At 56.4% G+C, this 14,630-nt stretch carries 15 protein-coding genes; 12 read left to right on the forward strand and 3 right to left on the reverse strand.

The window, feature by feature from the left end; all coding sequences use genetic code 11:
- Positions 1–120: 120 nt before the first annotated feature.
- Positions 121–699, forward strand: coding sequence for a nucleotide exchange factor GrpE (gene grpE / locus EGK14_RS12690; RefSeq protein ID WP_125289463.1), 579 nt, complete (start codon positions 121–123; stop codon positions 697–699).
- Between the two features lie 61 nt (positions 700–760).
- Here the strand turns inward: grpE and ung are convergent, their stop codons facing one another.
- A complete protein-coding gene (gene ung, locus EGK14_RS12695) occupies positions 761–1,441 on the reverse strand; it encodes a uracil-DNA glycosylase (protein WP_125289464.1) in 681 nt (226 codons plus the stop codon).
- A 272-nt stretch (positions 1,442–1,713) separates the two neighbouring features.
- On the opposite strand from ung, the gene grcA reads away from it, so the two are divergent.
- Entirely contained in the window at positions 1,714–2,097 is a 384-nt protein-coding gene (gene grcA, locus EGK14_RS12700; protein WP_125289465.1) for an autonomous glycyl radical cofactor GrcA, read from the forward strand.
- Between the two features lie 230 nt (positions 2,098–2,327).
- Here grcA and srmB read toward each other — a convergent pair whose 3' ends face one another.
- Positions 2,328–3,659 carry an ATP-dependent RNA helicase SrmB gene (gene srmB, locus EGK14_RS12705; RefSeq protein ID WP_125289466.1) on the reverse strand — a complete coding sequence of 444 codons (1,332 nt, stop codon included), beginning with the start codon at positions 3,657–3,659 and terminating at the stop codon, positions 2,328–2,330.
- A gap of 132 nt (positions 3,660–3,791) precedes the next feature.
- Here srmB and EGK14_RS12710 point away from each other — a divergent pair, with 132 nt between their 5' ends.
- Complete coding sequence (locus EGK14_RS12710; protein WP_125289467.1) at positions 3,792–4,529, forward strand: tRNA1(Val) (adenine(37)-N6)-methyltransferase; 738 nt, start codon at positions 3,792–3,794, stop codon at positions 4,527–4,529.
- On the opposite strand, the gene nadB is transcribed toward EGK14_RS12710, so the two are convergent.
- The gene (gene nadB / locus EGK14_RS12715; protein ID WP_125289468.1) at positions 4,530–6,122 is read right to left on the reverse strand and encodes an L-aspartate oxidase; all 1,593 of its coding nucleotides are present in this window, start codon (positions 6,120–6,122) and stop codon (positions 4,530–4,532) included. It abuts the gene before it with no gap.
- A 361-nt stretch (positions 6,123–6,483) separates the two neighbouring features.
- On the opposite strand from nadB, the gene rpoE reads away from it, so the two are divergent.
- From rpoE to recO, 9 genes are all read left to right on the forward strand, one after another.
- On the forward strand, positions 6,484–7,059 hold the full coding sequence (gene rpoE, locus EGK14_RS12720) for an RNA polymerase sigma factor RpoE (RefSeq protein ID WP_125289469.1): 576 nt from the start codon (positions 6,484–6,486) through the stop codon (positions 7,057–7,059).
- 30 nt (positions 7,060–7,089) lie between these two features.
- Positions 7,090–7,731 (forward strand): anti-sigma-E factor RseA, encoded by a 642-nt coding sequence (gene rseA, locus EGK14_RS12725; RefSeq protein WP_125289470.1) that lies wholly within the window; start codon positions 7,090–7,092, stop codon positions 7,729–7,731.
- Positions 7,731–8,678: a sigma-E factor regulatory protein RseB gene (gene rseB, locus EGK14_RS12730; protein ID WP_125289471.1), complete on the forward strand. Its 948-nt coding sequence runs from the start codon at positions 7,731–7,733 to the stop codon at positions 8,676–8,678. The genes rseA and rseB overlap by 1 nt, the downstream gene beginning before the upstream one ends.
- Positions 8,675–9,136 carry a SoxR-reducing system protein RseC gene (rseC, locus tag EGK14_RS12735; protein WP_125289472.1) on the forward strand — a complete coding sequence of 154 codons (462 nt, stop codon included), beginning with the start codon at positions 8,675–8,677 and terminating at the stop codon, positions 9,134–9,136. Before rseB ends, rseC begins: the two co-directional genes overlap by 4 nt.
- A gap of 264 nt (positions 9,137–9,400) precedes the next feature.
- A complete protein-coding gene (gene lepA, locus EGK14_RS12740; RefSeq protein ID WP_125289473.1) occupies positions 9,401–11,200 on the forward strand; it encodes a translation elongation factor 4 in 1,800 nt (599 codons plus the stop codon).
- 25 nt (positions 11,201–11,225) lie between these two features.
- The gene (lepB, locus tag EGK14_RS12745; protein WP_125289474.1) at positions 11,226–12,185 is read left to right on the forward strand and encodes a signal peptidase I; all 960 of its coding nucleotides are present in this window, start codon (positions 11,226–11,228) and stop codon (positions 12,183–12,185) included.
- Between the two features lie 130 nt (positions 12,186–12,315).
- Positions 12,316–12,996 (forward strand): ribonuclease III, encoded by a 681-nt coding sequence (gene rnc, locus EGK14_RS12750; RefSeq protein WP_125289475.1) that lies wholly within the window; start codon positions 12,316–12,318, stop codon positions 12,994–12,996.
- A complete protein-coding gene (gene era / locus EGK14_RS12755) occupies positions 12,993–13,898 on the forward strand; it encodes a GTPase Era (RefSeq protein WP_125289476.1) in 906 nt (301 codons plus the stop codon). The genes rnc and era overlap by 4 nt, the downstream gene beginning before the upstream one ends.
- A 3-nt stretch (positions 13,899–13,901) precedes the next feature.
- Positions 13,902–14,627 (forward strand): DNA repair protein RecO, encoded by a 726-nt coding sequence (gene recO, locus EGK14_RS12760; protein ID WP_125289477.1) that lies wholly within the window; start codon positions 13,902–13,904, stop codon positions 14,625–14,627.
- Positions 14,628–14,630 lie beyond the last annotated feature (3 nt).

Genomic DNA, 14,630 nt, shown 5'->3' on the forward strand with positions numbered 1-14,630 from the left:
CTGGCGTTCCTCATGAGGTAAACTACCTCAGACAATGTAACGGGTTCCCTTGAAACCGCAATTCTGATCCCCATAATAAGCGAACCAGCGAGATGAATGTGCACAAACGCGGAGAAATTCATGAGTAGTAAAGAACAGAACACACCAAACGAGCAAGTCTCAGACGATATCGAGATGGAACAGGCAACCCAGGACGCGGAGACAGCAGAAGGCGTGGATCCGCGTGATGAGCGCATTGCCGAGCTGGAAGCCCAGCTGGCACAGGCGCAAGGTGGCGTTCGTGAAGCGCAGCTGCGTGCTCAGGCCGAAATCGAAAATATTCGTCGTCGCACCGAACTGGATGTGGAAAAAGCGCATAAATTTGCGCTGGAAAAATTCGCCAACGAGCTGCTGCCGGTTATCGACAGCCTGGAGCGCGCGCTGGAACTGGCCGATAAAGAGAACAGCGAGCTGACCGCGATGATCGAAGGTATCGATCTGACGCTGAAATCCCTGCTTGGCGCCGTGCGTAAGTTCGGCGTGGAAGTGGTTGGCGATGTCAACGTGCCGTTCAACCCGGAAATCCATCAGGCGATGTCGATGATTGAATCCGAAGACGTGGCGCCGAATCACGTGCTGATGGTCATGCAGCGTGGTTACACCCTGAACGGTCGCCTGCTGCGCCCGGCGATGGTTGCGGTAGCAAAAGCCAAAGGCTGATAGCCATAATAAAAAAAGCACCTCCGGGTGCTTTTTGTGTCTGCGGCCGCGGCCAGAGAAGCTAGTCCGGCAGCACCGGCGTCCAGTCTATAGGCTGCTCACCGTGCTGTTCCAGCCATTCATTGGTTTTGGAAAAGTGTCCGCAGCCAAAGAAGCCGCGATGGGCAGAAAGCGGAGAAGGGTGGGGCGCCTGTAAAACATGATGGCGCTGGCGATCGATAATGCTGCCTTTTTTCTGCGCGTGCGATCCCCATAGCAAAAACACCACGTTTTCGCGATGCTCGTTAATAACGGCAATCACGCGGTCGGTAAAGGTTTCCCAGCCGAAACGGGCATGTGAATGCGCCTGTCCCGCCTCCACGGTTAAGACCGTATTCAACAGCAGCACGCCCTGACGCGCCCAGCTCTCGAGAAAACCATGATTAGGACGCTGGAAGCCCGGAATATCGGTGACCAGCTCCTTATACATATTCACCAGCGACGGCGGCACGGCCACGCCGGGCTGCACCGAGAAGGCAAGACCATGGGCCTGATTGGGGCCGTGATACGGATCCTGACCGAGGATCACCACTTTGACATCGCCCAGCTCCGTCAGGCGAAAAGCATTGAACACGTCCTTTTGCGGCGGATAAACGGTTTTTCCGGCCGCACGTTCTTTAGCCACCATCGATAACGTCTCGATGAAGTAAGGTTTCTCTTTTTCCTCTGCCAGCACATCGTGCCAGGTCAGCGTATTGACCATGTCCGCCTCCTTTAGGGTAATCAGGGTGTAGCTTAGCGCGGATCGCTACCGACACAAACTTAAAATAAATTTTAAAAATACAAAAAAAGCAGGAAGATGCGGTACGGTAAAGTTGAGCTAAATCATAAAGTTGACCTTATACGCACGCTGATGGGCGCTCACTTTTTGATTTCGGTCAAAGCTGCCTGGTTTCCAGGCTGTTATATAGGTCGGATACAGATCAATTTTCTCTGCTGATATTTCATCGGCCACCAACCGCCTGGGAGGCAACAATGATTTCCGGAATTCAAATCACCAAAGCAACTAATCCAGCGCTAGTTAACTCTTTCTGGCTGCTTGATAATGAAAAAGAAGAGGCTCGCTGCGTTTGCGCCAAAGCCAGCTATAAAGAAGACCAGATTGTGCCGGTAAGCGAGTTAGGCCAGTTTGAATGCCGCGACGTACCGGTGGATATCCAGCCACAGGTACGTGTAGAGGGGGGGCAACACCTGAACGTTAACGTGCTGCGCCGTGAAACGCTGGAAGATGCTGTTAAACATCCGGAAAAATATCCGCAGCTGACGATCCGCGTGTCAGGCTATGCCGTGCGTTTCAACGCGTTAACGCCTGAACAGCAGCGCGATGTGATTGCTCGAACCTTTACCGCAAGCCTGTAACAGGGAAAACGCTGGCTGAGATAATAAGGCAGGCGCTGAAAAGAACAGCAGGGAGGATTTATCTTAATATGCTGAAATATAAGGGATAAATAAAAATTAAGGAAGGCGTTTGCCAATGCGTAGCCAGAAAACAGTATTTCAGGCTGAAAACAGCGTTAACTAGTAATAAATAAAAGAACAGCCGTAAAAAAACCGCCCTTATCAGGGCGGTTTTTTGTTGTGCAGCCTGTTTATTCAGCGCTGTCGGTTTTTGGCGCAGAGCTTGGCTTGCGACGCTTGCCGACGTTTTTGGCGTCGCGATGGCGTTTTTTCACGCGCGGCTTCTCTTCGCTATTTTTCTTCTTTTTCTGCTCTTCGCGCTTTGCCAGCACTTTTTTCGACGGCTTGCCGTTCAGTTTTTCGCTTGGCGCACGCGTGGTTGGACGCAGCTCATCGATGGTGCGGGCCTTCAGCGGCTCGTTGACGTAGCGGCTGATTTTACCCAGCAACAAAAAGTCATGCGCCTCTACCAGCGAAATCGCGGTGCCTTTTTTGCCCGCGCGGCCGGTACGACCGATGCGGTGCAGATAGGTATCGGCCGTGCGGGGCAAATCGAAGTTAAAGACGTGGCTGACATCGTCAATATCGATGCCGCGCGCCGCGACGTCGGTAGCCACCAGCACGTTGACACGGCCATCGACGACACGCTTAATTGCTTCGTTACGCTTGAACTGCTCCAGTTCACCTTCCAGATAGCTGGAATTGATACCGGCGTCGCGCAGCCAGCCGCACAGCTCATGCACACGCTCGCGCTTGCGCACGAAGATCACCGAACGGGTCACTTCCGGCTGTTTCAGCAGGTGAAGCAGCAGGGCGGTTTTATGCTTAACGTCATCGGCGCGGTAATACCATTGCAGGATCTTCTTACGCTCGCGGCGGGCGGGATCGGCTTCAATTTCGACCGGCTCGTTAAGCAGACGCTCGGAAAAATCTTTAATCGCTTCGCCTTCCAGCGTGGCGGAGAAAAGCAGCGTCTGTTTACGCCAGCGGGTTTCCGCCGCGATAGTTTCGATATCCTGCGCGAAGCCCATATCCAGCATCCGGTCGGCTTCATCCAGGATCAGCGTCTCTACCGCGCGGCAGTCAAAGTTCTCTTCTTTGATGTATTGAAGCAGACGGCCGGTGGTAGCGACCACCACGTCCTGGTTTTCGCTGAACACTTCCGCATGGTTCATATAAGCCACGCCGCCGGTGATGGTCGCGATATCCAGATGCGTGTTTTTCGCCAGCTCGCGAGCCTGATCGGCCACCTGCATCGCCAGTTCGCGAGTCGGTGTCAGGATCAGAATGCGCGGCGGGCCGGATTTTTTGCGCGGGAAGTCCAGCAGATGCTGGAGCGCAGGCAGCAGGTAAGCCGCGGTTTTGCCTGTACCTGTTGGTGCCGAACCCAGAACGTCGCGACCCTCCAGTGCAGGCGGGATCGCAGCGGCCTGGATTGCCGTGGGGCGCGTGAAGCCCTTTTCCTGCAGGGCGTCCAGCAGGCTTTCATCAAGTTCGAGTTCGGAAAAAGTGGTTACAGTCATGGTCTACCTCAGTTTGGGGCGCTGATTATAGACAGATTGCGCGCGATCTTCATCTATTTGTGTGGAATGAATGGCTTTTCCTTGCATCTTAATTGTCCTATGCTAGCGCCGTTTCCCTTTCAGGTCGCTTAAATGTCACAACAAAAAGCGGTATTACGCCCTAACGGCTTTACCTTTAAACAATTTTTTATCGCGCACGATCGCTGCGCCATGAAGGTCGGCACCGACGGCGTGCTGCTGGGCGCCTGGGCGCCGGTGGCGGAAGCCACCGCCGTGCTGGATATTGGCACGGGCAGCGGCCTGATTGCGCTGATGCTGGCGCAGCGTACCGGCGAACGCGTCGGCGTGGAAGCGGTCGAGCTGGATGAGCAGGCCGCGCGACAGGCGCAGGAAAACGCGGCGGCATCCCCCTGGGCCGGTCGTATCCGCATCCATCAGGACGATATTCGCCACTGGACCAAACGGTGCGAGCGTCGCTACTCGCTGATTGTCAGCAATCCGCCCTATTTTGTACCGGGCAGCGAATGCGCCACGCCGGAACGTGCCTCGGCGCGCTCTACTACCGATCTGACACATGATGTTCTGCTGGCCTGCGCCGAAGAGCTGATCACCGAAGACGGTTTTTTTTGCGTGGTGCTGCCAACAGCGGCAGGCGATAAGCTGGTGGAGCTGGCGGTGCAGCGCGGCTGGCATCTGCGTTTTCGTACCGACGTTGCCGACAATGATAACCGGCCGCCTAACCGCGTGCTGCTGGCGATGTCGCCTGAATCGGGCGAGCTTTTTCTGGACAGAATGACGATACGCGGGCCGGATCAGCATTATTCAGAAGCACATTGCAGCCTGACCCGCGACTTTTATCTTTTCCGTTAATCAGGGCGTCAGGATGGTCGGCCTGGCTTCCGCCAGCCGCTGGGGATAATCCAGCGTATAGTGCAGGCCGCGACTCTCTTTTCTTGCCATCGCGCAGCGCACCATCAGTTCCGCCACCTGCACCAGGTTACGCAGCTCCAGCAGATTATTGGAAATACGGAAATTGGCGTAATACTCATCAATTTCCTGCTGAAGCAGGTTGATCCGGCGCAGCGCTCTTTCCAGCCGTCGGGTGGTGCGCACTATCCCCATGTAGTCCCACATAAAAAGCCGCAGCTCGTGCCAGTTATGCTGAAGGATGACCTGCTCGTCCGAGTCATCCACGCGGCTTTCGTCCCACGCGGGCAAATTATCTACCGGCCCCACGCGCTTAAGCCAGGTGGCGATATTCTCTGCCGCCGACCAGCCGTAAACCAGGCATTCCAGCAACGAGTTGGAAGCAAGACGATTGGCACCGTGCAGCCCGGTATAGCTGACTTCGCCTATGGCATACAGGCCGTTCAAATCGGTGCGGCCATAGTGATCCACCATCACGCCGCCGCAGGTATAGTGCGCCGCCGGGACAATCGGGATCGGCTCCTTCGTCAGATCGAAACCCAGCGTCTTCAGCTTTTCGGCAATGGTCGGGAAGTGCGCCCTGACAAATTCCGGCGGTTTATGGCTGATATCCAGATACATGCAGTCCGCGCCCAGCCGTTTCATCTCATGATCGATGGCGCGGGCGACGATATCCCTTGGCGCCAGCTCTGCGCGCTCGTCGAAGTCAGGCATAAAGCGCGTGCCGTCGGGGCGTTTCAGCAGCGCGCCTTCGCCCCGTAACGCTTCAGTCAGCAAAAAGTTTCTCGCCTCGGGATGGTACAGGCAGGTCGGATGAAACTGATTAAACTCCAGGTTAGCCACGCGACAGCCCGCGCGCCAGGCCATGGCAATGCCGTCGCCGGAGGCCACATCGGGATTGGTGGTGTACTGGTAAACTTTGGCGGCGCCGCCGGTCGCCAGCACCACCGCCCGGGCGCGGCAGGTTTCCACCTTTTCGCGTTTGCGGTTCCAGATCCAGGCGCCCACGACGCGGCGCTCGCCCGGCAGGCCGATTTTATCTGAGACGATCAAATCCACCGCGTTGCTGCGCTCAAGGATGGTAATGCCGGGATGGCTGAGCGCCTGGCTGACCAGCGTGGTTTCCACTGCGCGGCCGGTGGCGTCGGCGCTGTGCAGGATACGACGATGGCTGTGGCCGCCTTCACGCGTCAGATGATAGCTGCTGTCCGTGTCCGCTTTATCAAACATCATGCCGTTATCGATTAGCCACTGCACACAGTGGCGGGCATTACTGGCGATAAAGGACACTGCCTCCCTATCGCAGAGGCCGTCGCCCGCAATCAGCGTGTCTTCCACATGCGAGGCCACGCTGTCGGTTTCATCGAAAACGGCCGCTATCCCGCCCTGGGCGTACAGCGTCGAGCCTTCGTTGATCGGCCCCTTGCTTAATACGGTTACCCGCTGCTGGTCGGCCAGACGCAGCGCCAGCGACAGGCCTGCCGCACCGCTGCCAATAATTAACACGTCACAACTGTAATCGGATGCCAGAGTCATAGTGTTTAATTTACTAAACAGGTTGTTTGCTGAGCATAGCGCCGTTCGCAGAAGCAAAAAAGGTTTTTTTCTGTACAGCGCAAAAAACAGCGCCCCGGACCGTTCGGACTGGCCTGAAAAATGGCGGCCTTCCTGTACATCCCGCCGGGCCGGTTTATTATGATGAACCTGCAAGATTTAAAGATGAAAAAGCGGCTTTCTTAGAGTACTCTGCGGCGATGATGCACATGACACCACAAATATAACGGCGCAACGGAACTTTACTCATGACCATTACTCTAAGCGGATGCTTGCTCGAAAATTATGAGTTACGGGTAGTTCAAATACGCGTGGAAAAAGATTTGGGGAGACATTACCTCGGATGAGCGAGCAGTTAACGGATCAGGCTCTCGTAGAGCGAGTGCAGAAGGGAGATCAGCGGTCATTCAATTTACTGGTAGTGCGCTATCAGCATAAAGTGGCGAGCCTGGTTTCCCGCTACGTGCCCTCTGGAGATGTGCCTGACGTAGTGCAGGAATCATTTATTAAAGCCTATCGCGCGCTGGAGTCGTTTCGCGGGGATAGCGCTTTTTATACCTGGCTCTATCGGATAGCCGTCAATACGGCCAAAAATTACCTGGTTGCTCAGGGACGTCGGCCGCCCGCCAGCGATGTAGACGCTATTGATGCGGAAAACTTTGAAAGCGCTGGCGCGCTGAAAGAAATATCGAACCCTGAGAACTTAATGTTGTCGGAAGAATTAAGGCAGATGGTTTTCCGTACCATTGAGACGCTGCCCGAAGATCTTCGTATGGCGATCACGCTTCGGGAACTGGATGGGCTGAGCTATGAAGAGATAGCCGCCATCATGGCGTGTCCGGTGGGCACGGTTCGTTCCCGTATTTTCCGGGCGCGTGAAGCCATCGACAATAAAATTCAACCACTTATCCAACGCTAGCGATAGCGGACACAGGAAGGGTACTGAGGCATGCAGAAAGAACAACTTTCCGCTTTAATGGATGGTGAAACTTTAGATAATGAAGTTTTGTCCGCATTGTCTGAAGACGCTGTGCTGCAAAAACAGTGGGAAAGCCATCATCTTATCCGCGATACCCTGCGTGGCGACGTTGCGCCGGTAATGCATTTCGATATCGCGGCGAAAGTCGCGGCGGCTATCGAAAAAGAACCGCTGCCGTTGAAGAGAGCGATACCGGAGGCGCAGCCCGAACCGCAGAGCTATGACAAGCTGCCGTTCTGGCACAAGGTGCGTCCATGGGCTGCGCAGCTTACGCAGGTCGGCGTGGCGGCGTGCGTGTCGCTCGCGGTAATCGTAGGCGTACAGCACTATAACCAGCCTGCTGAAGGGCAGTCGCAGTCAGAGTCACCGGTATTCAATACGCTGCCGATGATGGGGCAGGCGTCGCCGGTCAGCCTGGGCGTGCCGTCGGAAACCAACAGCAATGCGCCGCAGCAGGTGCAGGATAAGCGTCGTCGCGTTAACGCGATGCTGCAGGATTACGAGCTGCAGCGCCGTCTGCATTCGGAGAGCATGCAGTTCGAGCAGACGCCTGCCCAGCAGGCTGCTGTTCAGGTGCCGGGTAACCAGTCGTTAGGAATTCAGCAGCAGTAATGAAGCAGCTTTGGTGCGCCGTCAGCCTTATGGCTGGCAGCCTGTTTTATTCCTCCTTCGCCCCGGCGCAAACCACGTCCGGGGCGCTGTTGCAACAGATGGAGCAGGCCAGCCAGTCCCTCAATTACGAACTCGCCTATATCAACGTCTCGCGGCTGGGCATTGAGTCGCTGCGTTTTCGCCATGCCGTTCTGGACAGTAAAACCTACGCACAGCTGCTGCAGATGGATGGGCCGCGCCGCGAGATCGTTCAACGCGGTAACGAGATCAGCTATTTCGAACCAGGGCTGGAGCCTTTTACCCTGCCCGGCAAACATATCGTTGATTCGCTGCCGTCGCTGGTGTTCGCGGATTTTCAGAAGCTGTCCGAGTATTACGATTTTGTGCCGGTGGGGCGGACGCGTATTGCCGATCAGCTTTGTGAAGTGATCCGCATCGTGGCGCGCGACGGCACCCGCTATAGCTATATTGTCTGGCTGGACAGCGATACCCGGCTGCCGCTGAGGGTCGATCTGCTCGATCGGGACGGCGAAACGCTGGAGCAATATCGCGTAGTTAGCTTCGCGGTGGATGACGGCGTCAGAAAAATGATGCAGGGGCTGGATAAAGCCAGCCTGCCGCCGTCGCTTTCGGTACCGGCCAGCGATAAAGCCACCTTCGCATGGAAACCGTCGTGGTTGCCGAACGGCATGAAAGAGGTTACGCAAAGCCGCAGACAGATCCCTTCGCTGAACAAGCCGGTCGAGTCGCGCCTCTATTCTGACGGACTATTCAGCTTCTCGATCAACGTCAGCGCGGCGGACAAAAACAGCGCATCGCAACAATTGCGCACGGGACGACGTACGGTGCATACAGAAATACGCAATAATAAAGAGATCACGGTGGTTGGCGAGCTTCCTCCTTCAACCGCCAAGCGTATCGCTGACAGCATAGGTAGCGCAAAATGATGAGAGAATGGGCCACGGTGGTCTCCTGGCACAACGGTGTGGCGACGCTGCATTCAGAAATGAAAACCTCCTGCAGCGGCTGTTCCGCCCGTAAAGGCTGCGGCAGCCATATGCTGAACAAGCTTGGGCCAAAGAACGCGCACGTGATGAAAATAGCCAGCGCGGAGCCGCTGGCGCCGGGGCAGCGTATTGAACTGGGCATTGAAGAGAAGAGCCTGCTCAGCTCGGCGCTGCTGGTCTATATGACGCCGCTGCTGGGCCTGTTTATCGTGGCCGGCCTGTTTCAGATGCTGTTTCACAGCGATCTGGCTGCCGCTGCGGGCGCGCTGCTTGGCGGCATCGGCGGGTTTATCATTGCTAAAGGCATTTCCGGCTATTTAGGTAAATCCGCCTCTTTTCATCCGGTGATTTTGAGCGTGGCGCTTCCGCCAGATGCGCTGCGCGTTGAAACCGACTAACGCTTAATCCGGCAGGCCGTCGGCACTTTTACCCCTATCGCTATCCTGCGTCCCGGCGCGTCTCCTGCCGCGCTGCGGTCACGATTACAGCAGTAGACGCGCGGCCCGCAGGGAAATCATACGCTATGCATGTGAATTCTTTCGTGGCGGGGGCTAACAGTGTAAGATGCGTGCTCATTGATGGCGGGTACATTGCAGTCGGTCTCTACGGCTCTGTCCACCGCAAGAACTAAACCGAACGTTTAAGCGAAAAAATTCATATAAATGAAGCATATAAGAAACTTTTCTGTCATCGCTCATATCGACCACGGCAAATCGACGCTCTCTGACCGTTTGATTCAGATCTGCGGTGGCCTCACCGAACGCGAAATGGCGGCTCAGGTACTGGATTCTATGGATCTGGAGCGCGAGCGCGGCATTACCATCAAGGCGCAGAGCGTAACGCTCGACTACCACGCCCCTGACGGTGAAACTTACCAGCTCAATTTTATCGACACGCCGGGTCACGTTGACTTCTCCTATGAGGTTTCCCGCTCGCTGGCGGCCTGTGAAGGCGCGCTGCTGGTGGTGGATGCCGGTCAGGGTGTGGAAGCGCAGACGCTGGCCAACTGCTACACCGCGATGGAAATGGATCTGGAAGTGGTACCGGTACTGAACAAGATTGACCTGCCGGCCGCCGATCCCGATCGCGTCTCGCAGGAAATCGAGGATATCGTCGGTATCGATGCCACCGACGCCGTGCGCTGTTCGGCCAAGACCGGCGTCGGCGTGCCCGACGTGCTGGAACGTCTGGTGCGCGATATCCCGCCGCCGGAAGGCGATCCGGAAGGCCCGTTGCAGGCGCTGATTATCGACTCCTGGTTCGATAACTATCTGGGCGTTGTCTCGCTGGTGCGTATCAAAAACGGCACGCTGCGCAAGGGCGAAAAAATCAAGGTAATGAGTACTGGCCAGACGTACAACGCTGACCGTCTGGGTATCTTCACCCCGAAGCGAGTCGATCGCGATGCGCTGCATTGCGGCGAAGTAGGCTGGCTGGTTTGCGCCATCAAGGACATTCTGGGCGCGCCGGTGGGCGATACGCTGACGCTGGCGCGTAACCCGGCGGAAAAAGCGCTGCCTGGCTTCAAGAAAGTGAAGCCGCAGGTCTATGCGGGCCTGTTCCCGATCAGCTCTGACGACTATGAAGCTTTCCGCGACGCGCTGGGCAAGCTGAGCCTTAACGACGCCTCGCTGTTCTACGAGCCGGAAAGCTCTACCGCGCTGGGCTTCGGCTTCCGCTGCGGCTTCCTGGGTCTGCTGCATATGGAGATCATCCAGGAGCGTCTGGAGCGTGAATACGATCTCGAGCTGATCACCACGGCGCCGACGGTAGTGTATGAAGTTCTGACCACCTCAGGCGACACCGTCTATGTCGACAGCCCGGGCAAATTGCCGCCGCTGAACAATATCGAAGAGCTGCGCGAGCCGATCGCGGAGTGTCATATGCTGCTGCCACAGGAATACCTGGGCAACGTTATTACGCTGTGTATCGAAAAGCGCGGCGTGCAGACCAACATGGTTTACCACGGTAACCAAGTGGCGCTGACCTATGACATCCCGATGGCGGAAGTGGTGCTGGACTTCTTCGACCGTCTGAAATCTACCTCCCGTGGCTACGCGTCGCTGGATTACAATTTTAAACGCTTCCAGGCTTCCAACATGGTGCGCGTTGATGTGCTGATCAACTCCGAGCGCGTTGACGCGCTGGCGCTGATTACCCACAACGATAATGCGCCGTACCGTGGCCGCGAGCTGGTGGAGAAGATGAAAGATCTGATCCCGCGTCAGCAGTTTGACATCGCGATCCAGGCGGCCATCGGCAACCACATTATTGCCCGTTCTACTGTTAAACAGCTGCGTAAAAACGTGCTGGCGAAGTGCTACGGCGGCGACGTCAGCCGTAAGAAAAAGCTGCTGCAGAAGCAGAAAGACGGTAAGAAGCGTATGAAGCAGGTCGGTAACGTCGAACTGCCTCAGGAAGCCTTCCTGGCCATTCTGCATGTGGGTAAAGAGAGTAAGTAAAGCCTAAGACGACGAGGGAACTGGAATGGCTAATATGTTCGCCCTGATACTGGCGATAGCAACGCTCGTAACCGGTATTATCTGGTGCGTGGACAGATACAAGTGGGCGCCGGCCCGCAGGGCCAGCCAGGCGCTTGCGGAGGCTTCAGCAGACAATGTGGGCGAGAAAAAAACCGGTCAGCCGGGCTGGATAGAGACGGCCGCGTCCGTTTTCCCGGTGCTGCTGCTGGTGTTTGTGGTGCGCTCTTTTATCTATGAGCCTTTCCAGATCCCGTCAGGGTCGATGATGCCGACGCTGCTGATTGGCGACTTTATCCTGGTAGAGAAATTCGCCTATGGGATTAAAGATCCGATCACGCAGACCACGCTAATCCCAACCGGGCACCCTAAGCGCGGCGATATCGCGGTGTTTAAGTACCCGAGAGATCCAAGCATGGATTATATTAAACGCGTGGTAGGGCTGCCTGGCGACCGTGTCAGCTACGATCCGCAGAGCAAAACCGTGACGGTGAATCCGGCCTGCGCGCCAGAAAAAACCTGCGATACGGCGCTGCCGATCACCTATTCCGACGTTGAGCCAAGCGATTTTATCCAGACCTTCAGCGGCTTTGACGGCAACGAAACCGGCAACGGTTTCTGGCAGAAGCCGCAGGGAGAAACCATCCGCGGCGGTCTGCGTCTCGCTACGCGTAACGAAACGCTGGGCGACGTCACGCACCGCATACTGCTGGTTACCCAGGCGCAAAGCCAGGCAAGCTCTTACTATCAGCAGCCGGGCCAGCCGCAGTCCACGTGGGTCGTGCCTGCCGGCATGTATTTCATGATGGGCGATAATCGCGACAACAGCGCCGACAGCCGCTACTGGGGCTTCGTGCCGGAAAGAAATCTGGTCGGCAAAGCCACCGCTATCTGGATGAGCTTTGAGAAGCAGGAAGGGCAATGGCCGACCGGCGTTCGCCTGAGCCGTATTGGCGGTATTCACTGACGGTGCGCAGGCGCCGCTGCAAAAGGGTGGCTTCCCTCGGGGAGCCACTGCACACGAAACAGTCTCGTGTTGGCGTGTCCAGCCCTGTTCCCTGTGCAGGAAAATTTTCGCATTAAGATATTGGTAACGCATGAATCCCATCGTAATTAACAGGCTCCAGCGGAAGTTGGGCTACACTTTTACCCATCAGGAGCTGTTGCAGCAGGCGTTGACCCATCGCAGCGCCAGCAGTAAACACAATGAAAGACTGGAGTTTCTGGGCGACTCTATCCTCAGTTACGTCATTGCCAACGCGCTCTATCACCGTTTTCCACGCGTGGACGAAGGGGATATGAGCCGGATGCGCGCCACGCTGGTGCGGGGCAATACCCTGGCGGAGATGGCCCGGGAATTCGATTTAGGCGAATGCCTGCGTCTGGGGCCAGGCGAACTGAAAAGCGGCGGCTATCGTCGCGAGTCGATCCTGGCAGATACCGTAGAAGCGCTGATTGGCGGCGTGTTCCTGGACAGTAATATCCAGACGGTGGAACAGCTGATCCTCGACTGGTACGCCAGTCGTCTCGATCAAATTAGCCCGGGCGACAAACAGAAAGATCCAAAAACGCGTCTGCAGGAGTATCTGCAGGGTCGCCATCTGCCGCTGCCCTCCTATCTGGTGGTGCAGGTGCGTGGCGAAGCGCATGACCAGGAATTTACTATCCACTGCCAGGTAAGCGGCATGACGGATCCGGTTGTGGGAACCGGCTCCAGTCGTCGCAAAGCTGAGCAGGCAGCGGCCGAACAGGCGCTGATTAAGCTGGGACTTGAATGAGCGAACAAACCACCCATTGCGGCTTTATTGCTATCGTAGGCCGCCCGAACGTTGGAAAATCCACGCTGCTGAACCAGTTACTGGGGCAGAAGGTTTCCATTACCTCGCGTAAACCGCAAACCACGCGCCATCGCATTATGGGCATCCATACGGAAGACGGCTATCAGGCGATCTACGTCGATACGCCGGGCCTGCATATGGAAGAGAAGCGGGCGATCAACCGCCTGATGAACCGTGCGGCCAGCAGCTCAATCGGCGACGTCGAGCTGGTGATTTTCGTCGTGGAAGGCACGCGCTGGACGGCCGATGACGAAATGGTGCTGAACAAGCTGAAAGAGAACAAGGTGCCGGTGCTGCTGGCGATCAACAAGGTCGACAACGTTACCGATAAAAGCATTCTGCTGCCGCATATGCAGTTCCTGAGCCAGCAGATGAACTTTATGGACGTGGTGCCGATCTCTGCCGAAACCGGTAAAAACGTTGATACCATCGCCAGCATCGTGCGCAAGCGCCTGCCGGAAGCGGAACATCACTTCCCGGAAGAGTACATCACCGATCGCTCGCAGCGCTTTATGGCCTCCGAGATGATCCGTGAAAAGCTGATGCGCTTTTTGGGCGCCGAGCTGCCTTATTCGGTAACGGTGGAAATCGAGCAGTTTGTGACCAACGAGCGCGGCGGCTATGACATCCACGGCCTGATCCTGGTCGAGCGCGAAGGCCAGAAGAAAATGGTTATCGGCAACAAAGGCGCGAAGATCAAAACCATTGGTATTGAAGCGCGCAAAGACATGGAAGAAATGTTTGAAGCCAAAGTCCACCTGGAGCTGTGGGTGAAGGTTAAATCCGGTTGGGCAGACGACGAACGTGCGCTGCGTAGCCTGGGTTACGTAGACGATCTGTAATTGATGGAAGGCTGGCAACGCGCATTTGTCCTGCACGGACGTCCCTACAGCGAAACCAGCCTGATGCTCGATCTCTTTTCGGAAAACTACGGTCGCGTGCGCGTACTGGCCAAAGGCGCGCGCGGCAAGCGCTCCAGCCTGAAAGGCGCCTTACAGCCTTTTACGCCGCTGCTGGTGCGCTGGGGCGGGCGCGGCGAGGTGAAAACCCTGCGCGGCGCCGAACCCATCTCTCTTGCCCTTCCTCTGAGCGGTATTTCCCTCTACTGCGGCCTGTACGTTAACGAGCTGATAGCTCGCGTGCTGGAGCAGGAAACCGCCTTTACCGAGCTTTTTTTCGACTATCTGCACTGTATTCAGGCACTGGCTGCGGGCGTCGGCTCGCCGGAACCGGCGCTACGCCGTTTCGAGCTGGCGATGCTGGGCCATCTTGGCTACGGCGTCGATTTCCTGCACTGCGCGGGCAGCGGCGAAGAGGTGACGGATGATATGACCTATATCTATCGCGAGGAAAAAGGGTTTATCGCCAGCCTGGTAAAAAGCCATAAAAGCTTTACCGGACGCGAGCTGCGGGCGCTTTATGAACGCAGCTTTCCGGATAGCGAGGCGCTCAGGGCCGCCAAGCGTTTCACCCGCATGGCGCTCAAGCCCTATCTGGGCGGAAAACCCCTGAAGAGTCAGGAGCTTTTTCGACAGTTCGTGCCGAAAAAACGCGCGGACGCGCCCGAGTAAAGT

This window comes from Erwinia sp. 198, assembly GCF_003937915.1.
In the GTDB taxonomy this organism is placed as follows: domain Bacteria; phylum Pseudomonadota; class Gammaproteobacteria; order Enterobacterales; family Enterobacteriaceae; genus Erwinia; species Erwinia aeris.